Raw genomic sequence first — 22,936 nt, 5'->3', positions numbered from 1 at the left:
TTACAAATCATGGAATATAAGTTTGTTATCCGCTGTCGCCTCAATTAATGTCGACGGTGGTACTTCTACCCAGGTTGTAGCATCGTCTTCTGATGGTTCAGACATAATAATCAATTGATTGTTAATCTGTGCGTAATAGAGAGTAGGCGGCTTATCATCAGTGGAATAGCGCATCGCGTAATAGCGTGGGCCATCTGTAAAGGCTGCTGTCATACGAAATGGTTTTTTACTATTTTTCTCTATCATAACTTGATTTAGATATTTTAACATATCTTTTGTAGCTTTAATCGGATCTTCATCTAAACCGCGATCCAGCATTAATAGAAATAATAACTCGCTATCAGTAGTACCAGTACGTTCTGCATATAATTCATCCGAAATATCAGATTCTAATCTGCGACGTAAATCACAGTAATCACCAATTTGACCGTTATGCATAAACATCCAATTATTATAGCTAAAAGGATGACAATTTTGTCGGCTGGTGGCGGTACCTGTGGAAGCTCTCACATGAGCAAAAAAGTTTCCTGAACGCACTTGAGCCGCGATATTACGCAGATTGGCATCATTCCAAGCTGGTAGAATTTCATGATATGTGCCAGGAGAAGGTCTCTCAGCATACCATCCAATACCGAACCCGTCACCATTGGTGGGGGTTTTAGCCTCTAATGCATGAAGGCTTTGCTCAATTAAAGAATGGCTTGGGGCATAAAGCATTTCTTCCAAGAAAATAGAAGAGCCACGATAAGATAGCCAGCGGCACATGGATAAAACTCCTATACATAACGCGCATATTGGGAAAAATATATTCCATATGTATAGATGTTAAAATTAATTTTTAAAAGGCCCTTGTTCCTTTAAAATTTCAATGCCGCGTTTAACTTCGCCTCTTTCGTGGTTCAAATAGTTTGAAATAGCCGTTTTAAACCCCGGATCACCGATGTAATGCGCAGACCAAGTCATAATGGGCATATAACCCCTTTGAAGTTTATGTTGGCCTTGCGTGCCTGCTTCAACGAATTTCAAGCCGCGCTCGATGGCAAATTCAATGGCCTGATAATAACATGCTTCGAAATGAAGAAATTTATATTGTTCATCACATCCCCAGTTTCGACCATACAGACGTTTATCGCCAATTAAGTTAAGAGCACCTGCAATAGCTTTATCAGTCTCGTCGTAAGCCATTACTAAAAGAATACGATCGCTCATCTGATCATGAATTGCGTCAAAGAACTCTCGATTTAGATATGGCGCCCCCCATTTGCGATCATACGTATCCTTATAAAAACGATAAAAATCATCCCAAGCATCTTGTGTGATATCCTCTCCGGTTAGCTTTTTGAAAACTAGGCCCGCTTCTGAAAGTTTTTTGCGTTCTTTTTTTATGCTTCTGCGTTTACGGCTAACGAAATTAGATAAGGAGTCTTCAAAATCGGAGAAGTCACTGTTCTGCCAATGAAACTGCATGTCGTTTCGTAATAGAAAACCCAGTTCTTCTAAAGACTTTGCATCATCTTCCGGCAGAAAATTTATATGAATAGTTGCGATTTGGTATCTGGCGGCAAGCTGGATCATACCAGATGCTATTGCTTGAATATATCTTGGACGATCGGGGCCATCTGGAACAAGAAGGCGAGGGCCAGTGACCGGTGTGAAGGGAATCGCAGAAAGTAGTTTGGGATAATATTGGCCGCCCGCCCGTTCGTAGGCATCGGCCCAACCCCAATCAAATACATACTCACCTTGTGAGTGATTTTTTAAATAAAGAGGCGCAACACCGATGGTTTTACCAGCAATATTCATAAGTTTTATATGCTGTGGCACCCAACCCGTTTCAGCGGAAACACAGCCAGTTTTTTCAAGGCTATATAGGAAGTCATAACTGATAAAAGGGTTGTTTTGGTCATCAGCCTGACGCGCGCATTGATTCCATTCTTTCCTGCCGATCTCAGCAATCGACTTATGTACGGAAATTTGAAATTCTGCTTCGCCGTCAGGCATGATATGACCTTCTATTTAATTAAGCTTCGATCTCGATAACTGCGTCGATTTCGACCGCTACGTTTAATGGTAAAGAACCCGCGCCTAAAGCAATACGTGTATGTTTACCTTTTTCGCCAAAGATTTCCCCCATCAGATCGGATGCACCGTTGATGACTTTTGGATGGTCTGCAAAATCAGTTGGGCAGTTAACGAAACCATTTAAGCGAACAATACGTGCAACTTTATCAAGGTCACCAACAGCGTCTTTAATTTGTGCAATAATGTTTAACGCACATGTTTTTGCTGCCTCTTGGCCTTCTTCAATAGAAAATTCCTGACCAACTTTCCCTTGGAATTTTAATTCACCGTTCCAAAATGGAATTTGACCTGCAACGAAAAGAAGATTGCCGGATTGATAATGTTGCACATAAGAACCAGCTGGTTGCGGTGCGTTTGGAAGTTCGATACCAAGCTCTTGTAGTTTAGCTTCAACAGTTCCAGACATGGAATTTTCCCTTTAAATTGAAGGCCGATGATACGGCGTTAGAATAGTTCTTTGAAGATAAGCAATATTTAGCGGCTTTCAATGAAAATAATTGCTATTTTTGATAAGATTAGCGTCATATCCGTTTCTATTGGTTGATAATTTTTCGACTCCCAACATATTATACGTAGATATTTGGTTTTAGTTTTATGGAACGGTTTTTATGGCTGTACATTTCCCAGGGGTACTTACATTTCAATCCGCGGATGAGGATCATAAGGATCAGTTACCGATAGTTCTTGATTCTCCACATAGTGGAATGGATTATCCGGCCGATTTTGATACCGTTGTTCCTGAAGAGATCCTACGTGGTATGGAAGATTCCTTTGTGGATGAACTTTATGCCGATGTAGTCAACAAGGGGGGATCTTTTCTTAAAGCTCACTATCCTAGAAGTTACATTGATCCCAACCGTTCAGATGATGATATTGACATCTCGATGATTGAAGGCAATTGGCCATTTCAAGTCCAGCCAACTGAAAAAACGGTCATGGGGCATGGTTTGATTTGGAAAAGTTGTCCAGGACATCCCCAAATGTATGCACGTAATTTAAGTATCTTAGAAGTTAAACATCGTATCGATAAATACTGGAAGCCATATCATACTTATTTAGAGAATGAGATAGAACGCCTCTACAGCTTGTTTGGTTCTGTCTGGCATGTGAATTGTCATTCTATGCCTGCAAGTAGTAGCCCTTATATGCCCGGAGCGATCGGAAATGCACGTGCAGATGTTGTGCTTGGAGACAGAAATGGATCAAGTTGCGATCAGGAATTTACCTATTTACTGAGGGATTGGTTTGTAGAGAAGGGATATAAAGTTCGCATCAATAATCCATATAAAGGCGCAGAATTGGTGCGCCGCTATGGTCGTCCTGAACATGATCGGCATTCTATTCAAATCGAATTGAACCGTGCATTATATATGAATGAAAGACGCGTAGAGCCTACGCGCCATTTCTCACACCTAAAAGCGGATTTGAACGAGATGATAGATGTTATTGGCAAATATGTTGCCCATAAATGTTCCTATCGATCTGCAGCGGAATAGATTGACTTTATTTTTTAGGCGCAGGTTGTTCGCGCGTATAAACCCAGTTTTTATCATCAGATAAATCTGGACGATACTCATACCCACCAGAATTAAATTCACGTAAACCGTCTGCTGTTTCAATTTTGTTTTCAATCATATAACGCGCCATCATACCACGTGCACGTTTTGCAAACATACCCAACATTTTAGCTTGTCCGTCTTTGATTTCTTTAAAGACCGGGGTAATCACATTCACCTTTAATGCCTTTAAATCAACAGATTTGAAATATTCGTTAGAGGCACAGTTAATGACAGTTGGGTCACTATGATCGGAAGTGATTTTATTGATTTCTTTAGAAAGTTTATCGCCCCAGAAAGCATATAGGTCATTACCACGTTCATTTTGAAAACGAGTTCCCATTTCAAGACGATATGCTTGCATCAAATCCAATGGGCGTAACATGCCATATAAACCTGAAAGAATACGCAAATGATCTTGTGCATATACCAAGTCATCTTCAGATAAGCTGCTAGCTTCAAGACCAACATAGGTATCACCAGCAAAAGCAAGCGCAGCTTGTTTTGCATTGCCAAGATTAAACGGCGTCTTGAAATCCTTAAAGCGTGCGACGTTTAATTCAGCGAGAGGTGCAGATATTTTCATCATGCGGGAAAGGTCATTTGCGCTAAGCGTCTTTGCTTGTTTGACCAGTTTACGACTATCACTTAGAAAATCTGGCTGACTATGTGTATCGAATGGTACATTTTCATCCATGTTCAATTTTTTTGCAGGGGATACAAGCGCCAGCATGGGGCTTTCCTTTCCTTAACGAATCCGTTTCATTTTATCTTATTAATTTGATATGTGATTCTTTTTATAGATTCCAAGGCAAACAATCTAGAACTTCATGGATAAGGATTAAGATAATGTCGTTGATCGTATATGGTTTAAAAAACTGTGACACTTGCAAAAAAGCAAAGAAATGGCTTGATGAGCAAAATAAACCTTATGAGTTCAAAGATTTACGTGTAGATGGTTTTTCTGAAGATGACTTATCTCGTTGGTTAGAGATAGCAGGTTGGGAAATTTTGTTAAATAAACGCGGTACAACTTGGCGTGCGCTAAGTGATGAGATTAAAAACTCAACTGATGCATCGAATGTGAAAGCACTTATGCTGGAAAGCCCGGCTTTGATGAAACGGCCGATTTTTGATTTTGGCGATCGTGTTGTGGTTGGCTTTACTGCAAAACAACAAGCAGAATTATAAGATATATTATTTATATTTCTTACCTTTTTTAGTTTTTTTGATACGGCCTATAGATTCTATAGGCTGTTTTCTTACCCATTTAACAAACTTTTGAATGTCTTCATCCTGAAGGAGTTTTTCGGGTGAATTCATTTCTTTAGCAAGGAATTTCTCCGTGTATAAAGAATGGATTTTCTTGTGACAGACACGATGTAGGTAATCCCAATCTTCTCCATTTTGAGATTTTGGTATCCAATGATGTCTGTCTGTTGAAGGACCAAGGATCATCATGCGTCCACAAATCGGGCAGGGGCCTAACTCTTTTTGTTTCGGTTTTGAAATAGAAGAGTTAGGCATGGTAAATTCCTTTAAAGAGCAACGATTCCTTCAGTATGGATTTTTTCAAATCGCTTTTTACCATCTTTTGGTTTGATTTGATCTTCTGGAATAATTTGTGAAGTTTCACCTGCAAGAACCGGCGGTAAAATCACAGCACGTAACAGCATGCTTGGTTCTTTATTATGGGCTTCAAGATCAAAAGTTTCACCACCATTGATAAACCAAGCACCTTGCGGTTTCATTTGCGCAACATCTGTTCCATGCAAGGTTTGAAAACCGCCTGCCATACATACATGGATAGCAGGTCCAAAGAGGCGCATTTGTTCAATTTCATCAGCCGGAGGCATACCAAGACTTTCACAACGAAAAAGAATATCTTCGCCTTCCTCAAACCCGACAGTTTGCTCATTCACTAAACGTGATGTCACACCCATAGGATCCATTTCTGGTTCCTGATCATCTTCAAATAATTCCCAACGCCATAAAAGCGCGCCGTCATGCCCTGTATTCACATAAGTGTTTCCATGTGCAAGTGCTGCTTCTTGAACAGAAATTGAACGCCCATCACCAAGGCCGGCAGAACCTTGCAGGCAGAATAACAGACGACTGGAACCCGGTGTTAGATATTCCACAGCCCCACCTGGACTAATACGGTCTTCATATAAAGCAAAACGAAGCAATAGCATTGGATAACTCTTATCTCATTGAAATCTTTGTTGCAGGTTATAAGGTTTTTCACCTTTGATGCAATGTAAAAGGGCTCGCATATTATGCGAGCCCTCTACAAATAGGTATTTATTTATAGCTTTAAATATCACCCATGCAGAGATATTTGACTTCCATATATTCATCTAATCCCTGATGACCGCCTTCACGACCAATACCGGATTCTTTAATACCGCCAAATGGTACGGTTTCAGCCGAAATGATACCTGTATTAATACCAACCATACCATATTCAAGGCCTTCACCTACACGCCATACACGACCAATGTCACGACTGTAGAAATAGGATGCTAATCCAAATGGTGTGTCATTAGCAATCTGAATTGCTTCTTCTTCAGTTTTGAATTTGTAAAGAACTGCGACAGGGCCAAAGATTTCATTATTGGCAATTTCCATATCCAAACTCGCATTGGTTAGAATGGATGGCGTATAGAAGTTTCCGCCCAACTCGTGAGGATCGCCACCTAGCAATGGTGTCGCACCAGCGGCTTTGGCAGAAGACACCAAGCTGTCAATCTTTGCGATTGCTGCATCGTTAATCACAGGGCCCATTGTAATACCTGCTTCAAGGCCATGACCTACGTTAAATTCAGCAACAGCTTTTGCAAGTTTTTCGCTGAATTTGTCATAGACACCTTCTTGGACCAGAATACGATTGGCGCATACGCATGTTTGCCCTGCATTGCGGAATTTACAAGCCAAAGCACCTTGAACAGCAGCGTCAAGATCTGCATCGTCAAATACGATGAATGGAGCATTACCGCCTAATTCCAAGCTAACTTTCTTAACGGTTGAAGATGCTTGACTCATCAATAATTTGCCCACAGGTGTAGAACCTGTGAAGCTAACTTTTTTAACAATTGAGTTGCTAGTTAACTCACCGCCAATCGCGGCAGCATCATCACGATCACCTGGAATGATAGATAAGACACCAGCAGGGATGCCTGCGCGTTCTGCAAGTTCGGCAAGGGCCAAAGCTGTCAATGGTGTTGCTTCCGCAGGTTTTACAACTTGCGGGCATCCAGCTGCGATAGAAGGGGCTGCTTTACGTGTGATCATTGCCGCAGGGAAGTTCCACGGATTAATGCCAGCGGAAACCCCGATACCTTGCTTGATTGTAACAAGACGTTGCGATGGATTATGGGTTGGGATTGTATCGCCATAGGCACGTTTTGCTTCTTCTGCAAACCACTCAAGGAAAGAAGCTGCATACATAACTTCGCCTTGAGACTCTGCCAAAGGTTTACCACATTCAGATGTCATGATAATCGCAAGATCTTCTTTGTTTGCCAACATTAGATCAAACCACTTACGTAGAATGGCACCACGTTCTTTTGCTGACTTTGCTTGCCAAGCAGGCATGGCTGCATCAGCAGCTTCAATGGCACGACGTGTCTCTGCCTGACCGCATTTTGCAACATCAGCGATTTTCTGACCATTTGCAGGATCAGAGACTGGATAAGTTGTTTGATTATCGGAAGATACCCATTCGCCGTTGATATAGGCGTCTGTGCGTAACAAGCTCATATCTTTTAGTTGCATTGATTTATCCTTTATCCCTGCGGTTATCAGTGATGTTTTGAGAAAAATTTTTTGTGATCACATTTTCTTAAAATTCTTTAATCATGAATGCAACTTTTTTCTGACTGCACCATCGATCAAGAACGAGCGTATTACTACACGAATATTAATGAATGGCTAGAATAAACAATCTCTTGAATGGCAAAAGTGTTTTGCCGTTAAATTGCTTGGGATAAGCAGTTAAAATGAGGTCTCGATAATGTTTTTCAAAACGAACTTTGTTTTCATCATTTAACGCCTGTAAGAACGGCCTTAAATATGAACCGGTGGTCCAGTCCGCTACGGGGTTGTCGCCTTCTAACTCTTGTAAGTAATCTGTCTCCCAAATGTCCACCTGACGGCATAGCGGAGATAAAATCTCATAATAATGATCAGGGTTATTTACAGGTATAGGATTAAATAAGTCCTTTAATTCATTGAAAAGTCCTGCTTCTTTTGCTGCTTTTTTAACATATTCATGTGTTGGTCTTCGATAGTTGTTGGGCATTTGAACCGCAAATACACCACCATCTGAGAGCTGTTTTATAAGATTGGGAAATAGGATTTTATGATCGGGAAGCCATTGAAGACAAGCATTTGAGAAAATTAAGTCCAGAGGTTGATGCGGAGAAAATGTCTTAGCGTTTTGTTTTATCCAATTTATATGGGAATAAGTTCGTTTTGCTTTTGCCAACATTTCATCGGAAGAGTCATATCCCGTAACGTTTGCATTTATCCATTTTTGGGAGATAAGGTGAGTAACATTACCCGGACCACAACCCAAATCAGCAATTTCATTGAAATTCCTGTTTGGAATTCTGCTAATCAGGTCAAGAGCGGGTTGCAATCTGGTTCGTTCAAAGGATAAATAGACATTCGGATCCCATTCCATGGTGTACCTCAATAATAAATAATCAGGATCAAGACTATGATAAGCGAAAAAGAACAGGCAGAACAACTCGCTGCAAGCGCTCTTAGCTGGATTGCCCAAAACCCGGACAGGTTAGGGCGATTCTTGGCAATATGTGGAGTAGGGCCTGCGGAAATTCGTGAGCGTGTTGGCGATCCGGCATTTATGGGAGGTATTTTAGACTTCCTATTGGCGCATGAGCCGGACTTAATTGAATTTGCAGAATGGGCGGGTGTGGATCCATCTTTCCCAATGCAAATTCGACCGGCATTGCCAGGTGGTGAGAGCCATCATTATTCCTAAGCGAATAAATTAATGTATCAGTCTCCGACTAATGACGCATGGTTTTGGCGTAGGAAAGTGTGGAAGCTTTCTTATCCAATCATTTTATCCAATTTATTCATACCCTTACCAGGTATTGTTGATACCGCAGTTTTAGGGCGCCTAGATGATGAATCTTACTTGGGTGGGGTTGCACTTAGCGCTGTTATCTATTCCTTCATTTATTGGGGAGTAGCTTTTTTACGAAAAGGCACAACTGGCCTTGGTGCACAAGCGTACGGCGCCAAAGATATGCAGGAAGTATGGGCCGTATTGTTTCGTGCAATTGGCATGGCTGTCTTTTTAGCTATCTTACTAATTGTTATTCAAATACCGATCGCTTGGTTGTCTTTTTGGGCTTTTGAGGCAAGTGAGCAAGTCGAAATACACGCTCAAACATATTATTACATTCGAATTTGGGGAGCACCCGCATCGTTTTTGAATTTCGTTTTTGTTGGATGGTTACTGGCATTACAAGATTCAAAACGTCCGATGATTCTTCAGATCATAGTTAACATTTTGAATGTTATATTGGATTTATGGTTTGTTTTAGGTCTTGAGATGACTGTCGATGGCGTTGCTCTTGCCACGGTTATTGCCGAATATGCAGGCGTTATTGTTGGACTTTACTTTATTTTTGGACGCAGGGATTTATGGCCAGAAACAGGACTAAGTAAATCGGTTATATGGAATTGGCAAAAAGTTAAACGAATGACCGTTGTGAATAGAGAGCTATTTATACGCTCTTTGTTACTCATGTTTGCTTTTGCTTATCAAACCGCAGAAGCAGCAAAGATAGGAGATACATTTTTAGCTGCAACAGTCATTTTAGGACATTTATTCCATATTTGCTCTTTCGGGCTAGATGGTTTCGCGCATGCAAATGAAACACTTGTAGGTCAAGCCGTTGGTGCAAAGGATCGGAAAACTTTTAGCGCCGTGAACCGCGCAAGTTTTGAGCTAGGCCTCCTTGTGGCGCTCGGAATGTCCGGAATTTATTATATTTCAGGCGAATATTGGATTGGTTTTTTTACAGATTTACCGGAATTAATAGCGGTTTCTTCGGAATATCTTATCTGGATGGTGTTGATGCCATTATTTGGCATGTGGTGTTTCATTTTTGATGGGATATATTTTGGATCAACGCATGTGGTTGAAACCCGTAAAGCCATGATAATTTCTGTTGGAGGATATTTGCTATCTATGCAGATATTGGTACCAACCTTTGACGAACATGGTGTTATGGCAGGAATGTGTGTGTTAATGACGTTACGTGGATTAACCCAGTGGTATTATTATCCGGCATTACGAGATTCAATCCCGATGAGGAAGGAAACGTGAATCTAAAATGACTCACGCTTCAAAACCACAACGGCTTCCAGATGGGCTGACCAAGTAAACTGATCCACGGGTGTCACTTCAATAATTTCATATCCGCCATCTACAAGGATACGCAGGTCACGGGCTAACGTTGCCGGATTACATGAAACAGCGACAATTGTTTCAACATTTGACCAAGCGAGACTTTCTGCCAAACGTTGTGCACCCGCACGAGGAGGGTCGAATACAACTGCATCAAATGCATTTAGTTCTTCACTGCTGGGTGGGGTTTTCGCCAAATCAACGGATTCAACGGTAATCTTTTGACCTGCAACAGCTTTACGCATGGCTGATACTTGATCTTCTAATCCGTCCGCTGCATGTACAATTGGTTTTTGGGGAAGAGCGGCTAGAGGAAGAGTAAATGTGCCGCAGCCACAATATAGGTCGGCGATTTTCTTTGCATCACCAACAGCCTTGCAAACCAGTTCGACAAGAATATCTTGTCCTGCCTGACTTGGTTGTAAAAATGCACCAATAGGAACAGCAACATCCGTATGGGCAAATTTGATATCTGCCGGTAACAAAGCACATACAGGTTCTACCCAGCCGTCATTTTCCCAAGCGATACGAGCCACCTGATGCTGATTAGCGAATTCGATCAGATTTTCCCGATCCTGAAGTGTTAATTCCCCATTATTGTTGGGAACAAATAAGATGTCTAAACCGTTTTGTGTTTCGGTTGCCTGCACATCACCGCCCATAGAAAAACCTTCAATGGATCCACTAAGATGACGTAAAACTGATAACGCTTCTGAAAGTTTAGGTGATAGAAGCGGGCAAGTTTCAATATCGATGATTTGCTTACTAAACGGGCTATTAAAGCCGAACACACATTTATTTTGCGTTGGTTTCACGGCAAAACGTGCGCGTCTGCGTGTTCCCGCTGGAACCGATTTTGTTGGGTTTACAGGGAAATCATCTAAGCCTTTTTGATGTAATGTTTTGGTGAGAGTTTCTCTTTTCCAATCTGCGATTGCATCAGTCGCCATATGCTGCATGGAACAACCGCCGCACCGTCCGAAGTAGTCACATTTCTGCTCCACTCGGCTTTTTGATGGATTTTGAATGCTTTCAAGTTTGGCAGCGATACCTTCACCGCGTTTTGCAATAGTTTTTCCAACGGCAATCTCTCCGGGTAAACTATAAGGCATATAGATCGTACGACCTTTATCATCTGTAGCAATTCCATCTCCGCCAGCGCCAAGGCGGGTGATTTCCACTTCCACAGGGTGAGAGGTGAATTGGGGTTTTTTTGACTTTCGATTCCGACGATTATGATTTGAAGGCATTATTTTGTTTAACTTTTTCTGCGATTCTAGTACTTTATTCGTATAGTAATCTATAAAGGGGTATCAGACATAGCCGTTTTTACGCGCTAACCATGGGAATAGCAACTTGTCTGATATAATGAAAGTTACAGGTAAAGACAGGTCAAAATGTCTATTAACAGTTTTATCGGCTTTTTAGCTGCATTTGGGTTATTTATTGGCTCCATTTTTTTGAGTACAGATAATCCGTATATTTTTGTCGATGCGCCTAGTTTAGTTATGGTACTTGGCGGTACTTTAGCAGCTACTTTTTTGGGGCAAGAAGCCCGATATGTAATGCTTGCATTAAAGGCGGCGTTGAGCATTTTTACACCTCAACGTATTGGGCGTAGTATTATGAACCAAGAAGTCGGTCGTGTAATTAAATGGGGATATATCGCCCAACAAAATGGTATAGTCGGTTTGGATGACGAATTAAAAAAAGTTAAAAACGATCCGTTCATTTCATTTGGGTTGGAGATGATTTTATCTGGGCATTCGGGCGAGGATGTGCGTGAAAATATGTTGCGCATGGTTGATACAACTTTTGAACGTAATATGGTGCCTGCGAATATCTTGAAAACAATGGCTGGAACGGCGCCTGCATTTGGAATGATTGGTACATTGGTGGGATTAATCATTATGTTGGATAATATGGGGGGAGATCCCAAAAGTCTTGGCCCTGGATTAGCTGTGGCTTTAAATACAACTTTGTACGGCGTTGTTATTGCTCGAATGATTTTTATGCCTGCAGCGAATAAAATGACACAAAGAAATCAAATTTCTCGTTTTCGTATGGAATTGATGGCAGAAGGTATGGCTTTATTATCTGATCGAAAAAATCCTCGTTTGATTCAAGATCGGATGAATAGTTTCCTTGATCCAGCTATTCAATATGACATTGATAAGCAAATGGCGAGTCAATGAGGGGGTGAAGCATGAGACGTAAGAAGCAAGATGTTGAAGAGGAAGACTCAGAAGATTGGCTCGCGACTTATGCTGATGCTATTACACTTCTTATGGCTTTCTTTGTCATGCTTGTTTCTTTCTCAAAAGTTGATATTCCAATGTTTGAACAAGTACAGGCTGGTATTAAAGAGTATGTAGGTGGTCAAGACGACCCGACCAAAACACCAATATTCGAGTTGCAATCTATTTTATCAACATCGATTGAGGAAGAAGATAGTTTGCCACCCGAAAGTGTAGATGTTGGGTTTGATGATGTTGGTGTTGTTATTAATTTCGGGAGTGGCTCTTTTTTTGAGGACGGTTCAGCGAATTTGAGTGATCCGGCAAAATTGATACTTAAGAAAATTAAGCGTGAACTTCAAGAAACCCCTTATGATTTGTTTATGGTAGATATTGAGGGACATACAGATTCTGACCCAATTGCAGATACATCGATTTATCCGTCTAATTGGGAGTTGTCTGCGGCCAGGGCTGCATCTGTCGTAAGATACTTGATTTCACAAGGTATGGACGCGTATCGTATGAAGGCATCCGGATATGCAGATACAAAACCGAAAGTACCGGAAAAAGATGTAATGGGTAATTCATTACCGGAAAACAAAGCTCAAAATCGACGAGTTTCAATTCGTCTTTTCCCTGGTTTTGCAAATGAAGCATTTTAACGGATATCTGTTCGCAGGAAGGTAACTTTTTTTAATGTCGTTTAACGTTAAATTCTGGGGTGTAAGAGGGTCTATAGCATGCCCATCTCCACAACATATTGGTTTCGGTGGAAATACTAGTTGTGTAGAGGTTAATGCTGGTGGAGAGCGTTTGATTTTTGATGCAGGTACCGGGTTAAAAGGCCTTGGCGAAGCAATGGTACAAGAAGAGGGAGGGAGTGCCTATATTTTATTATCCCATACTCATTGGGATCATATTAATGGCTTTCCATTTTTTACACCTGCTTATATGCCGAACTTTAAACTAAAGGTTATGGCGGGGCATGCCCGTGAGCAGGGCGGGATTTTAAAACTGTTTAAAGGGCAAATGGCACAACCTTTCTTTCCGATTCCTTTGGAAGCGATGCAAAGTGATATGGTTTTTGAGGATTTTACCTCTGGTGACGATATCGCTATCAGTGATCAAGTGATTGTGAAAACTGCAGCGTTACATCATCCAAATGGTGCTACAGGCTATCGAGTGGAGTATAAAGGACGCGCGGTTTGTTATGTGACTGACACAGAACATATCCCGGGCGAAACCAATGAAAATGTGGTAGAGTTGATTAGGGATGCAGATCTCGTGATTTATGATTGTACCTATACTGAAGAAGAATTTGTTTCAAAGGTTGGATGGGGACATTCCACTTGGGAGGAAGGTATTCGGCTTTGTAAACTTGCAAATGCACGAATGATGGCCATATTTCACCATGATCCAAGTCATACGGATGATGTGATGGAGCAAATTGAACGTAACGCTCGTAATGAATGGGATGGTGCAATTGTCGCACGAGAACAAATGAAAATTACGGTTGTGTAATGAGTTTGAAATAAACGATCTATAAATATAAAAATAAATCAAGGTTAACCAAATTAATGTATTACGATAGAAGAGAAAGCGATAGAGATGAAGGGGGCGACCGCCGTAAAACGGATGTCGGACGTAGATCCAGTGAAAAATTCTTTTATCGTCTTGTTGATTTGGGTATTGCACTTTCAGCAGAGAAAAACCTTAACCGTCTCTTAGAGATGATTTTGCTTGAAGCAAAAGAAATTACATATGCCGATGGTGGTACATTATATTTGGTTAACGATAAGGCCGATGGCCTTTCGTTTGAAATTATGCGCACAGATAGCCTCGATATCGCAATGGGTGGCACGACGGGTGTTGATATTACATTTCCACCGGTACCGCTTTATCGAGATGGTGAGCCAAATTTAAATAACGTTGCGTCTGCTGTATATCATGCCAAGAAAGCGAGCAACATTCCTGATGCATATGAAGATCATGAATATGATTTTTCAGGTACAAAAGCATTTGATGCCAATATGGGGTTTAGATCTAAATCCTTCCTAACAGTGCCAATGATCAATAATGATGATGAAGTGATTGGGGTCTTACAGCTTATTAACTCAAGAGACGAAGATGGTGAATCTGTTCCATTCAGTCGTTCTTTACAACCAATTATTCAAGCTCTTACATCTCAAGCAGCTGTGGCTTTGGAAAACCAGCAGTTAATTCAGGCGCAGAGAAAACTATGGGATTCCCTTTTGCAAATGCTCGCATCATCGATTGATGATAAATCTCCTTATACAGGTGGTCATTGTCAGCGAGTTCCAGAAATAACGAAAGATCTGGCGCGTGTTGCTTGCGAGTCTGATTATGGAATTTTTGCCGATTTCGATCTAACTGAAGATCAATGGTATGAATTACATGTAGCTTGCTGGCTTCATGATTGTGGTAAGATCACAACACCGGAATATGTGGTTGATAAAGCATCCAAGCTTGAAACAATATACAACCGCGTACATGAAATCCGTACTCGATTTGAGGTTCTTCTTAGAGATGCAGAAATAGCATATCTAAAACGTTGTCTTGACGGGGAAGATAAGGTTCAAGCAAAAGCAGATTATGATGCAGAAAAAATGCGCCTTGAGGAAGAGTGGGCTTTTGTAGCGAAAGCCAATGTCGGCGGCGAATTTATGGATGAAGAAGATATTGTGCGCTTGAGAGAAATCGGTGTACAGGAATGGACACGGAACTTTGATAGCACGTTAGGGCTAAGCCCGATGGAAAGTATGCGTGTTAAAGAGTTGGATATTCCGGCAGCTCCTGCAATCGAAAAATTGTTGGATGATAAGGTTGAACACAAGGTTGATAAATATAATTTGGGTGAGCTTTACAATCTGGCAATTCAACGCGGTACCTTAACCGCTGAAGAACGTGAAACTATCAATGACCATATTGTTGTGACCATTAAGATGTTGGAACAGTTACCATTTCCAAAGAAGATGCAGCGTGTTCCCGAATATGCGGGAGGACATCATGAAAAAATGGATGGTAGCGGTTATCCAAATGGCTTGAAAAAAGAAGATATGTCCTTGCCCGCAAGAATGATGGCAATTGCAGATATTTTCGAAGCGCTAACAGCTGCAGACCGGCCATATAAGAAAGCTAAAACTGTTTCAGAATCCTTGAAGATTATGACATTTATGGTCAAAGATCAGCATATAGATCCTGATCTTTTTAAGCTATTTCTAGAGGCAGGTGTATGGAAACGATATGCAGATACATTCTTGCGTCCTGATCAGATAGATAATGTAAACGTGGCTGATTTTATGCCTGAAGATAAGTATCTAACACATTAAGTTTTATAACTATTATTTCTTGGTTTCTGTTAAAGGGCCGATTGCAGAAATTACGAGCGCAAATAATTCTGCTTGCGATGATATTCTGAGACGGTTGTATATATTTCTTCTATGAACTTTGACGGTATCTGAACTTATTTCAAGTAATAGGCCAATCGATGTTGCTGAATGCCCTCGCAAGGTAAGTGCAATTATTTCCGCTTGTCGATCTGTTAGGGACAAGCCTTCTTTTTTCTCAATTGCGCTTTGAATTCGTATTTTTAACGGATCACTTTCTTCTTCCAGATGTAGGCGAGAATCGCTGAAGTTATTCCATTGTTGCTTCATGAGTGCCAGCAACATTGGGGCAATAAGTTTTAAGTGATTAAATTCTTTTTTTGTCAGGCGATCATCGTAATCCAGTAGCCTGAATAAAGATAGAACAAGCGTATAGCCTGTTTCTGTATAGGTGATGAATACCACTTCATCACTGATGTCGGTTTCTTGATAATATGACTCAAAATACGGTGTGTTTTTGAAACGATCCGGTGCAATTTCATCTAATAATTTATAGCATCCAGGCTCAATCTGGTTGAGATGCGCTGTGTAAACAGGGTCAAGTAAATACGCACGCCTAACATATTCGGTCAAAGATTCCTCAGTAATGTCATCAGAATATACTTTATGGAGAATTATAGGTTGTCTTTCTTGGTAGTAAGCAAGGGTAACCGCATGATCAAAATAGATCATTTCCTTTAAAAACTGCTTATATACCTGATCAAAACTCGGGGTATGAAGTGCGTTTGTTAACTTAGCTAACGCCGTAATAACTTGGTCTGTTTTACTGATCATTCTTGAAACTATCTACGTAAATTTACCATTAAGGTAGTACTACTGTAATTGTATATTTTTAGCAAATATTATCCATAAGATGATTATAAATAATACATCTAGGAGTTAAAAATGACAAAGGTAAAGGTTGCAGCAACGCAAATGGCATGTAGTTGGGATATTGATAATAATATCCGAAAAGCAACAGAGTTGGTGAAAGAGGCAGCTCAACAAGGAGCGCAAATTATCTTACTACAGGAGCTCTTTAAAACTCCATATTTCTGTATCGAAGAGGATTATAAGTTCAATAAGCTGGCAGAACCTTTAACAGGAAGTGAACTTATAACGCATTTCCAAAAATTAGCAAAAGAACTGAAAGTAGTACTGCCGATTTCTTACTTTGAGCGCGCAGGGAATACTCGGTTCAACTCAATTGCTGTTATTGATGTTGATGGGCAAATCAAAGGTCATTATCGAAAAAGCCACATTCCACACGGGTCCGGATATCAGGAAAAGTTTTATTTCAGTCCAGGAGATAGTGGATTTCAAGTGACACAGACAGCTTATGCGAAGATAGGTGTTGGTATTTGTTGGGATCAATGGTTTCCAGAGGCAGCGCGTTCTATGGCGTTAAAAGGGGCAGAGATATTGTTTTATCCTACAGCAATTGGAAGTGAACTCTCAATGGAAGGTCACGATAGTAGTGGTCATTGGCGCCGTGTAATGCAAGGGCATGCTGGTGCTAACTTGGTACCGGTCGTAGCCTCAAACCGGGTAGGAAAAGAAGTTGCAACAAATAGTGATAACCATCTGACGTTTTATGGCACCTCCTTTATAGCAGATCAGTTTGGCGACATCATAAAAGATGCAAATCGCGATGAAGAGGCAGTTTTAGTCGCAGAGTTTGATCTGGATATTTGTCATGAGATGCGTGATTCCTGGGGCGTTTTTCGGGATCGTCGCCCTGATTTATATGGAGATATTTTGAAGATGGATGCATCTATTTAAAAATTGGGAGGGTAGAATGACTTTAGTAAACGAATTAGGTGATGGTTTTCATATGCCCGCTGAGTGGGAAAAACATGATCGTTGTTGGATGGCTTGGCCGCGGCGTAATGGGTTTAATTGCAAAGCGACTAAAAAGAATTATGCAACAGTTGCAAAAGCGATCAGTGAATTTGAAACTGTGTCGATGGTAACACATCCAGATGATGTTGATGAAGCTAAACAAATGCTGGGTAATCACGCTGAAATTGTAGAGATTCCTATCGATGATGCGTGGGCACGTGACAGCGGTCCCAATTTCTTAATTGACGATAAAGGAAATATCGCCGGTTCATGTTTTTCCTTTAATTGTTGGGGAGAGAACTATTTCCCGTACGATCAAGATGCGAAGATGGCTGAACGCATTATGAAACATGAAGGTTTCCAATATATTCAGTCGTCCTTAAAAGCTGAGGGGGGTGGAATCACAGTTGATGGAGAAGGAACTGTTATCACAACTGAATCGTGTTTTTTAAATCCGAATAGAAACCCGGGTTGGACCAAAAAAGAAGTCGAAGATGAACTCAGATACTGTTTGGGAGTTGAGAAAGTTATCTGGATTCCAGGGAATGTGGATGAAGACGAAACAAATGGTCATGTGGATGGTATTGCAGCTTTTGTTCGGCCTAGTATCGTTTTAATGGAAAAGGCGTTTTCCTCAGAACATCCATTCTATCATGTCTTAAACGAGAATATCCGCGCTATGAAAGGGCAAACAGACGCGAGAGGACGAGAGATCGATATCACCTTTATTGAGGATGCGTGGGGTGCAAAAGAAAAAGGAGATCGATTCTGCCTATCATATATTAATGCCTATCTCGCAAATGGTGCGGTGATTATGCCGAAATATAATTTACCAACCGACGAACGAGCCCGAAAGGTTTATGAAAAGCTGTATCCGAGTCGTAAAATTGTGCAAATTCAAATAGATGATATTGCGCAGGGAGGCGGGGGAATACACTGTATTACCCAACAACAACCTTCTGCAAAATAGAAACCCTTGCAAGTCAAGTGTTGTGATTAAAGCAACACTTGATTATGCTACGCCTCCTAAATGAAGTTATTCGTATATTGAATAAAATTGATCACTACTAAATTATTGGGGGCCTTATGTCTGGCAGCTTAAATAAAGTTATTCTCGTTGGTAATCTGGGCGCAGATCCGGAAATTCGTAACACTCAAAACGGGGATAAAGTTGCGAATTTACGTATTGCGACAACTGAACGCTGGCGCGATCGTGATGGTAATAACCAAGATCGTACTGAATGGCATCGTGTGGTGATCTTTGGTAAAATTGCTGACGTATGTGAGCGTTATTTACGTAAAGGTTCCAAGGTACTGATTGAAGGCAAACTTCAAACACGTAAATGGCAAGATCAAAGTGGTGCAGATCGTTATTCAACCGAAGTTGTTGTATCTGGCTTCGGCGGTAATATGACTATGCTAGATAGTCGTGGTGAAGGCGGCGGTGCATCTGCCGGTGGCGGTTTCAGTGGCGGCCAACAGTCTAGCGGTGGCGGCTATGATGACGGCTTCGGTGGCGGCTACGGTGGTGGCTCAGGTTCCGGTGGTGGTTTCGGCGGTAGTGCTGACCTAGATGATGAGATTCCGTTCTAGTGTCTATTGACTAGATCAAAGAGAAAATTAAAGCTGCTCTGTTCTTTTGAACAGAGCAGCTTTTTTATTTATTGCATGTGACTTTCATATGAACTTAACAATTTGTTTTTAATGTCATAAATTGGTTCGAATGTGAGACCTCGTTGATATTATAATGAGTTTTAAAAGGAATGGTTTTGTTATGAAAGCGCTTTTATTCAGTGCGGTGTTATTATGCTCAACGCCGCTTATAGGTTATCAAGCCGTTGCGGAAGATATTTCAACAAGACCATTACAACTTATAAAACAAATGGAACCCAGTGCCTTAAAGGACAAGTTGCTTTCATGTCAGAGCCAACCGATTACGAAAACGTCTTTCTCTATAGGACATAGAGGCGCCCCTCTAAATTTTCCAGAACATACAATTGAGTCATATATTGCCGCGGCTAACATGGGGGCAGGTATACTTGAATGTGATGTTACCTTCACAAAGGATAAGGTGCTGGTATGTCGTCATTCACAAAGCGACTTACATGAAACAACTGATATTTTGACCAGCTCACTTTCAGATACATGTGCCATTCCGTTCGAGGCAGGAAAAGATGATGAAAAAGCCAAGGCGTTATGTCGTACAAGTGATATCACTTTAGCGGAATTTCGCTCACTTAAAGGTAAAATAGGGAAAGTTAATAAGGAAGCCCAAACAATTGATGAATATCTATCCGAGAATAGTGGGGAAGGTCGGCTTATTACCCATTCAGAATCTATAGATCTGTTTAAATCATTAAACGTTAAGTTTATTCCGGAGTTGAAACGACCTATTGTTGATATGCCATATGATGGATTTTCTCAGGAAGATTATGCTCAACAATTAGTTGATGAATATCGAGAAGCAGGTATCCCTGCAGAAGATGTTTTTATTCAGTCATTTAACTTAGACGATGTAATGTATTGGCTCAAAAATGAACCAGAATATGCCAAGCAAGCTGTATTCTTAGATGGACGTTATCGCGATGAAGGGTTTAACTTTTTAAATCCAAAGTCTTTCGAACCTACTATGAAAGAACTAAAAGAGACTGGTCTCAATTTTATAGCACCTCCATTGTGGATGTTAGTACAATCAAAAGATGGTAGAATTATACCTTCCCCATATGCCAATGAAGCCAAGGCCGCAGGGCTTAAGATAATTGCATGGACTGTTGAACGTTCAGGATCTCTTAAAAATGGTGGAGGTTGGTACTATCAATCTATCTCTGATTTGATCGACAATGATGGTCAGGTATTTGAACTACTAGACGTACTTGCGCAAGATATCGGGGTTTCAGCTGTATTTTCAGATTGGCCAGAAACAACCACTTATTACGCGAATTGTATGCAATTGTAACGTTGCATTATGTGACCTTAATTCCCACTAAATTACTGTGTCTTCACAAAGAAATTGGAATCAGCCTATTTTACGTTTGTGTTACATAATGTGACACATTTGGGGATAGGGGCCATAAACTAAATATAATCATTAGCCTCTATATCAAATTTTCCTTTCTTGAACAGGAGGCTATTATGATTGAGGGAACAAGCAAGTCGGATTTGCAAAATCCGGACTATACACCCCCTTTACAACAAGCAGTACCACTTGGAATCCAGCATGTTCTGGCAATGTTTGCCAGTAACGTGACGCCAGCTATTATCATTAGCTTAGCTGCAGGTTTTGCTTTTGGATCTGCAGAGATGGTTTACATGATTCAGATGGTCATGGTTTTCGCAGGTATTGCTACACTTATACAAACGGTTGGTCTTGGGCCAATTGGGGCTAAACTTCCAATCGTGCAGGGAACAAGCTTTGCCTTTATTCCAGTTATGATCCCTGTAGTTAAAACTGCAGGGATGGCCGCGCTTTTTGGTGGAGTTGTGATTGGCGGGATATTCCATTTCTTCTTGGGGACTGTAATTGGTAGAATTAGAAATGCGTTACCTCCGCTAGTTACAGGTATTGTTGTTTTAACTATTGGCCTCTCCTTGATACCTGTTGGTATTAAATATGCTGCAGGTGGTGTGCCATTGATGGGAAAACCAGAGTTTGGTACATGGGAGCATTGGTCTTTAGCTCTAATTGTAATCCTTGTCACATTGGGATTGAAGTTTTTTAGTAAGGGTATGTTGTCGACGGCAGCAGTTTTAGTGGGGTTAGTTGTCGGATATTTAGTCGCTATTCCAATGGGAATGGTGAATTTCGGTAAAGTAGGGGGCGCGGAATGGTTTGCTGTCCCATCCCCATTGCAGTTTGGTTTTGAGATTAATGCAGCCGCTATCATTGGCATGTGTTTGATGGGGATTGTATCTGCCATTGAAACTGTTGGGGATATTTCTGGTATCACCAAAGGTGGTGCAAACCGCGAAGCAACGGACAAAGAAATTGCAGGCGGTACCATGGCAGACGGTGTTGGGACTGCATTAGCTGGTTTATTTGGTGGTTTGCCAAATACATCTTTCAGTCAGAATGTAGGACTTGTTTCCATGACAGGTGTTATGAGTCGCCATGTGGTTTCGTTTGGGGCAATTTTCCTTATTATTGGCGGTTTGATCCCCAAATTTGGCGCTGTTATTTCCTCTATGCCAACAGCTGTGTTAGGTGGCGGTGTTATCGTTATGTTTGGTATGGTCGCCTCAGCAGGTATCAATATGCTAAGCGAAGTGAATTGGAACCGTCGCAATATGTTGATTTTAGCGGTTTCAATGTCCGCAGGTTTAGGGTTACAAGCAGTTCCTGAAGCACTTCAGCATCTACCATCGACAATGAAAATATTGATGACATCGGGATTGTTACCATCCGCATTCTTGGCTGTGATCTTAAACTTAATTTTACCAAAACATGAAGAATAAGTTTTAGATAGAATACATAGAAAAAGGGCTCAGTAAAAACTGAGCTCTTTTTCGTAAAGCGTAACAAAATTAATAGATTAAGCTGCTTGCTCATCCTTTGTTGCTTCCATTGCTGCCATTTGCTCATCGGCCTTACGCTGTTTATCCTGACGTAACATCAGCCAACCTGCGATGAATACCCCTATAGCCACAGTCAGAATGATCAATGTAGCAAGTGCATTGATATCTGGGCGTAAACCCGTTTTGACTTTAGAGAAGATATACATTGGCAATGTATTTGCGCCGGGACCTGCGGTAAAACTTGCGATAACCAAATCATCAAGAGACATGGTAAAGGCCAGCAACCAGCCAGAAATCATACCCGGGGCAATCAACGGTAATGTAATATCGAACAATACGCGAAGCGGTTTACCGCCTAAATCCATGGCTGCTTCTTCCAAAGACTCATCCATCCCAGCCAAGCGTGCTTGGATAATGACTGCAACAAAAGCCATGGAGAAAGTGATATGGGCAATGGTAATTGTCCAGAATCCGCGTTCTGGGACTCCTAAGGCATTTTCCAAAGCGATGAACAACATCAGTAAGGAAAGACCCGTAATTACTTCAGGCATGACCAATGGTGCGGAAATCATTCCTGAAAACAGGGTGCGCCCTTTGAATTTACCAAAACGTACAAGTGCAATACCTGCCATAGTTCCTAAGACAACAGCTGCACAAGCAGTGACAAATGCAATTTGTAAACTCAAAATGGCAGAATCGATAACCAACTGATTGTTAAGTAACTCACCATACCACTTAGTTGAGAATCCGCCCCATACGGTTACGAATCTAGAGTCATTGAACGAATAGATAACCAATAACACCATAGGAATGTAAAGGAAGGTAAATCCAATACACATTAACGTGGTAACAAATTTAGAATTTTTACTCATT

Annotated in this window: 24 protein-coding genes; 13 read left to right on the top strand and 11 right to left on the bottom strand. The window is 41.0% G+C overall.

The annotated features are described in order from the left end of the window. The 3 genes from ACOQOA_RS03685 to ACOQOA_RS03675 all read right to left on the bottom strand — a co-directional run bounded on the left by ACOQOA_RS03685 (position 1) and on the right by ACOQOA_RS03675 (position 2,488). Positions 1–765 (bottom strand): class II glutamine amidotransferase, encoded by a 765-nt coding sequence (locus ACOQOA_RS03685; RefSeq protein WP_420547300.1) that lies wholly within the window; start codon positions 763–765, stop codon positions 1–3. A 66-nt stretch (positions 766–831) separates the two neighbouring features. After that, a complete protein-coding gene (locus tag ACOQOA_RS03680; protein WP_420547299.1) occupies positions 832–2,001 on the bottom strand; it encodes a GNAT family N-acetyltransferase in 1,170 nt (389 codons plus the stop codon). Between the two features lie 19 nt (positions 2,002–2,020). Next, positions 2,021–2,488, bottom strand: coding sequence for a RidA family protein (locus ACOQOA_RS03675; RefSeq protein WP_420547298.1), 468 nt, complete (start codon positions 2,486–2,488; stop codon positions 2,021–2,023). A 202-nt stretch (positions 2,489–2,690) separates the two neighbouring features. On the opposite strand from ACOQOA_RS03675, the gene ACOQOA_RS03670 reads away from it, so the two are divergent. Next, positions 2,691–3,578: an N-formylglutamate amidohydrolase gene (locus ACOQOA_RS03670; protein WP_420547297.1), complete on the top strand. Its 888-nt coding sequence runs from the start codon at positions 2,691–2,693 to the stop codon at positions 3,576–3,578. 7 nt (positions 3,579–3,585) lie between these two features. Here ACOQOA_RS03670 and yaaA read toward each other — a convergent pair whose 3' ends face one another. Continuing rightward, on the bottom strand, positions 3,586–4,371 hold the full coding sequence (yaaA, locus tag ACOQOA_RS03665) for a peroxide stress protein YaaA (protein ID WP_420547296.1): 786 nt from the start codon (positions 4,369–4,371) through the stop codon (positions 3,586–3,588). 116 nt (positions 4,372–4,487) lie between these two features. Here yaaA and ACOQOA_RS03660 point away from each other — a divergent pair, with 116 nt between their 5' ends. Next, positions 4,488–4,829 carry an ArsC family reductase gene (locus ACOQOA_RS03660; protein ID WP_420547295.1) on the top strand — a complete coding sequence of 114 codons (342 nt, stop codon included), beginning with the start codon at positions 4,488–4,490 and terminating at the stop codon, positions 4,827–4,829. 6 nt (positions 4,830–4,835) lie between these two features. Here the strand turns inward: ACOQOA_RS03660 and ACOQOA_RS03655 are convergent, their stop codons facing one another. From ACOQOA_RS03655 to ACOQOA_RS03640, 4 genes are all read right to left on the bottom strand, one after another. Further along, the gene (locus ACOQOA_RS03655; protein ID WP_420547294.1) at positions 4,836–5,165 is read right to left on the bottom strand and encodes an HNH endonuclease; all 330 of its coding nucleotides are present in this window, start codon (positions 5,163–5,165) and stop codon (positions 4,836–4,838) included. Between the two features lie 11 nt (positions 5,166–5,176). After that, positions 5,177–5,833, bottom strand: coding sequence for a hypothetical protein (locus tag ACOQOA_RS03650; RefSeq protein ID WP_155156200.1), 657 nt, complete (start codon positions 5,831–5,833; stop codon positions 5,177–5,179). Positions 5,834–5,954: 121 nt separating this feature from the next. Beyond that, positions 5,955–7,415 carry an NAD-dependent succinate-semialdehyde dehydrogenase gene (locus tag ACOQOA_RS03645; RefSeq protein WP_420547293.1) on the bottom strand — a complete coding sequence of 487 codons (1,461 nt, stop codon included), beginning with the start codon at positions 7,413–7,415 and terminating at the stop codon, positions 5,955–5,957. Positions 7,416–7,560: 145 nt separating this feature from the next. Next, a complete protein-coding gene (locus ACOQOA_RS03640; protein ID WP_420547292.1) occupies positions 7,561–8,325 on the bottom strand; it encodes a methyltransferase domain-containing protein in 765 nt (254 codons plus the stop codon). 36 nt (positions 8,326–8,361) lie between these two features. On the opposite strand from ACOQOA_RS03640, the gene ACOQOA_RS03635 reads away from it, so the two are divergent. Further along, positions 8,362–8,646 (top strand): DUF3572 domain-containing protein, encoded by a 285-nt coding sequence (locus ACOQOA_RS03635; RefSeq protein ID WP_420547291.1) that lies wholly within the window; start codon positions 8,362–8,364, stop codon positions 8,644–8,646. Between the two features lie 57 nt (positions 8,647–8,703). Further along, the gene (locus ACOQOA_RS03630) at positions 8,704–10,005 is read left to right on the top strand and encodes an MATE family efflux transporter (protein ID WP_420547290.1); all 1,302 of its coding nucleotides are present in this window, start codon (positions 8,704–8,706) and stop codon (positions 10,003–10,005) included. A gap of 2 nt (positions 10,006–10,007) precedes the next feature. Here ACOQOA_RS03630 and ACOQOA_RS03625 read toward each other — a convergent pair whose 3' ends face one another. Further along, positions 10,008–11,336, bottom strand: a complete 1,329-nt coding sequence (locus ACOQOA_RS03625; protein WP_420547289.1) for a class I SAM-dependent RNA methyltransferase — start codon at positions 11,334–11,336, stop codon at positions 10,008–10,010. A gap of 147 nt (positions 11,337–11,483) precedes the next feature. On the opposite strand from ACOQOA_RS03625, the gene ACOQOA_RS03620 reads away from it, so the two are divergent. From ACOQOA_RS03620 to ACOQOA_RS03605, 4 genes are read left to right on the top strand one after another with little or no spacing between them, the layout of a single operon-like run. Then, entirely contained in the window at positions 11,484–12,281 is a 798-nt protein-coding gene (locus ACOQOA_RS03620; protein WP_420547288.1) for a motility protein A, read from the top strand. Between the two features lie 11 nt (positions 12,282–12,292). Beyond that, on the top strand, positions 12,293–12,985 hold the full coding sequence (locus ACOQOA_RS03615; protein ID WP_420547287.1) for an OmpA/MotB family protein: 693 nt from the start codon (positions 12,293–12,295) through the stop codon (positions 12,983–12,985). A 34-nt stretch (positions 12,986–13,019) separates the two neighbouring features. Continuing rightward, positions 13,020–13,844 (top strand): MBL fold metallo-hydrolase, encoded by an 825-nt coding sequence (locus ACOQOA_RS03610; protein WP_420547286.1) that lies wholly within the window; start codon positions 13,020–13,022, stop codon positions 13,842–13,844. A 56-nt stretch (positions 13,845–13,900) separates the two neighbouring features. Continuing rightward, positions 13,901–15,673 carry an HD domain-containing phosphohydrolase gene (locus ACOQOA_RS03605; RefSeq protein WP_420547285.1) on the top strand — a complete coding sequence of 591 codons (1,773 nt, stop codon included), beginning with the start codon at positions 13,901–13,903 and terminating at the stop codon, positions 15,671–15,673. 12 nt (positions 15,674–15,685) lie between these two features. On the opposite strand, the gene ACOQOA_RS03600 is transcribed toward ACOQOA_RS03605, so the two are convergent. After that, on the bottom strand, positions 15,686–16,504 hold the full coding sequence (locus ACOQOA_RS03600) for a LuxR C-terminal-related transcriptional regulator (protein WP_420547284.1): 819 nt from the start codon (positions 16,502–16,504) through the stop codon (positions 15,686–15,688). A gap of 111 nt (positions 16,505–16,615) precedes the next feature. Here ACOQOA_RS03600 and aguB point away from each other — a divergent pair, with 111 nt between their 5' ends. The 5 genes from aguB to ACOQOA_RS03575 all read left to right on the top strand — a co-directional run bounded on the left by aguB (position 16,616) and on the right by ACOQOA_RS03575 (position 22,003). Beyond that, complete coding sequence (aguB, locus tag ACOQOA_RS03595; protein ID WP_420547283.1) at positions 16,616–17,491, top strand: N-carbamoylputrescine amidase; 876 nt, start codon at positions 16,616–16,618, stop codon at positions 17,489–17,491. A gap of 16 nt (positions 17,492–17,507) precedes the next feature. Then, the gene (locus ACOQOA_RS03590) at positions 17,508–18,521 is read left to right on the top strand and encodes an agmatine deiminase family protein (RefSeq protein ID WP_420547282.1); all 1,014 of its coding nucleotides are present in this window, start codon (positions 17,508–17,510) and stop codon (positions 18,519–18,521) included. 116 nt (positions 18,522–18,637) lie between these two features. After that, complete coding sequence (gene ssb / locus ACOQOA_RS03585; RefSeq protein ID WP_420547281.1) at positions 18,638–19,144, top strand: single-stranded DNA-binding protein; 507 nt, start codon at positions 18,638–18,640, stop codon at positions 19,142–19,144. Between the two features lie 181 nt (positions 19,145–19,325). Beyond that, the gene (locus ACOQOA_RS03580) at positions 19,326–20,507 is read left to right on the top strand and encodes a glycerophosphodiester phosphodiesterase family protein (RefSeq protein ID WP_420547280.1); all 1,182 of its coding nucleotides are present in this window, start codon (positions 19,326–19,328) and stop codon (positions 20,505–20,507) included. A 176-nt stretch (positions 20,508–20,683) separates the two neighbouring features. Further along, positions 20,684–22,003, top strand: a complete 1,320-nt coding sequence (locus tag ACOQOA_RS03575) for a uracil-xanthine permease family protein (protein ID WP_420547279.1) — start codon at positions 20,684–20,686, stop codon at positions 22,001–22,003. Between the two features lie 77 nt (positions 22,004–22,080). On the opposite strand, the gene ACOQOA_RS03570 is transcribed toward ACOQOA_RS03575, so the two are convergent. Then, positions 22,081–22,935 carry an ABC transporter permease subunit gene (locus tag ACOQOA_RS03570; RefSeq protein ID WP_420547278.1) on the bottom strand — a complete coding sequence of 285 codons (855 nt, stop codon included), beginning with the start codon at positions 22,933–22,935 and terminating at the stop codon, positions 22,081–22,083. Position 22,936: the final 1 nt, after the last annotated feature.

It is taken from the genome of Curvivirga sp., assembly GCF_965219885.1.
Classification (GTDB): Bacteria; Pseudomonadota; Alphaproteobacteria; order UBA8366; family Aestuariispiraceae; genus Curvivirga.
Note: the sequence above shows the minus strand (reverse complement) of the source record. Positions and strands in the feature narration are given on the sequence as shown.

Bases quoted from the DNA above. Each gene is read 5' to 3' on its own strand.
- ssb (WP_420547281.1), top strand. From the start codon at position 18,638: ATGTCTGGCAGCTTAAATAAAGTTATTCTCGTTGGTAATCTGGGCGCA.
- ACOQOA_RS03605 (WP_420547285.1), top strand. From the start codon at position 13,901: ATGTATTACGATAGAAGAGAAAGCGATAGAGATGAAGGGGGCGACCGC.
- ACOQOA_RS03610 (WP_420547286.1), top strand. From the start codon at position 13,020: ATGTCGTTTAACGTTAAATTCTGGGGTGTAAGAGGGTCTATAGCATGC.
- ACOQOA_RS03640 (WP_420547292.1), bottom strand. From the start codon at position 8,325: ATGGAATGGGATCCGAATGTCTATTTATCCTTTGAACGAACCAGATTG.
- ACOQOA_RS03590 (WP_420547282.1), top strand. From the start codon at position 17,508: ATGACTTTAGTAAACGAATTAGGTGATGGTTTTCATATGCCCGCTGAG.
- ACOQOA_RS03660 (WP_420547295.1), top strand. From the start codon at position 4,488: ATGTCGTTGATCGTATATGGTTTAAAAAACTGTGACACTTGCAAAAAA.
- ACOQOA_RS03635 (WP_420547291.1), top strand. From the start codon at position 8,362: ATGATAAGCGAAAAAGAACAGGCAGAACAACTCGCTGCAAGCGCTCTT.
- ACOQOA_RS03620 (WP_420547288.1), top strand. From the start codon at position 11,484: ATGTCTATTAACAGTTTTATCGGCTTTTTAGCTGCATTTGGGTTATTT.
- ACOQOA_RS03645 (WP_420547293.1), bottom strand. From the start codon at position 7,415: ATGCAACTAAAAGATATGAGCTTGTTACGCACAGACGCCTATATCAAC.
- ACOQOA_RS03625 (WP_420547289.1), bottom strand. From the start codon at position 11,336: ATGCCTTCAAATCATAATCGTCGGAATCGAAAGTCAAAAAAACCCCAA.
- ACOQOA_RS03655 (WP_420547294.1), bottom strand. From the start codon at position 5,165: ATGCCTAACTCTTCTATTTCAAAACCGAAACAAAAAGAGTTAGGCCCC.
- ACOQOA_RS03670 (WP_420547297.1), top strand. From the start codon at position 2,691: ATGGCTGTACATTTCCCAGGGGTACTTACATTTCAATCCGCGGATGAG.
- ACOQOA_RS03675 (WP_420547298.1), bottom strand. From the start codon at position 2,488: ATGTCTGGAACTGTTGAAGCTAAACTACAAGAGCTTGGTATCGAACTT.
- yaaA (WP_420547296.1), bottom strand. From the start codon at position 4,371: ATGCTGGCGCTTGTATCCCCTGCAAAAAAATTGAACATGGATGAAAAT.
- ACOQOA_RS03580 (WP_420547280.1), top strand. From the start codon at position 19,326: ATGAAAGCGCTTTTATTCAGTGCGGTGTTATTATGCTCAACGCCGCTT.
- ACOQOA_RS03685 (WP_420547300.1), bottom strand. From the start codon at position 765: ATGTGCCGCTGGCTATCTTATCGTGGCTCTTCTATTTTCTTGGAAGAA.
- ACOQOA_RS03615 (WP_420547287.1), top strand. From the start codon at position 12,293: ATGAGACGTAAGAAGCAAGATGTTGAAGAGGAAGACTCAGAAGATTGG.
- ACOQOA_RS03575 (WP_420547279.1), top strand. From the start codon at position 20,684: ATGATTGAGGGAACAAGCAAGTCGGATTTGCAAAATCCGGACTATACA.
- ACOQOA_RS03680 (WP_420547299.1), bottom strand. From the start codon at position 2,001: ATGCCTGACGGCGAAGCAGAATTTCAAATTTCCGTACATAAGTCGATT.
- ACOQOA_RS03600 (WP_420547284.1), bottom strand. From the start codon at position 16,504: ATGATCAGTAAAACAGACCAAGTTATTACGGCGTTAGCTAAGTTAACA.
- aguB (WP_420547283.1), top strand. From the start codon at position 16,616: ATGACAAAGGTAAAGGTTGCAGCAACGCAAATGGCATGTAGTTGGGAT.
- ACOQOA_RS03570 (WP_420547278.1), bottom strand. From the start codon at position 22,935: ATGAGTAAAAATTCTAAATTTGTTACCACGTTAATGTGTATTGGATTT.
- ACOQOA_RS03650 (WP_155156200.1), bottom strand. From the start codon at position 5,833: ATGCTATTGCTTCGTTTTGCTTTATATGAAGACCGTATTAGTCCAGGT.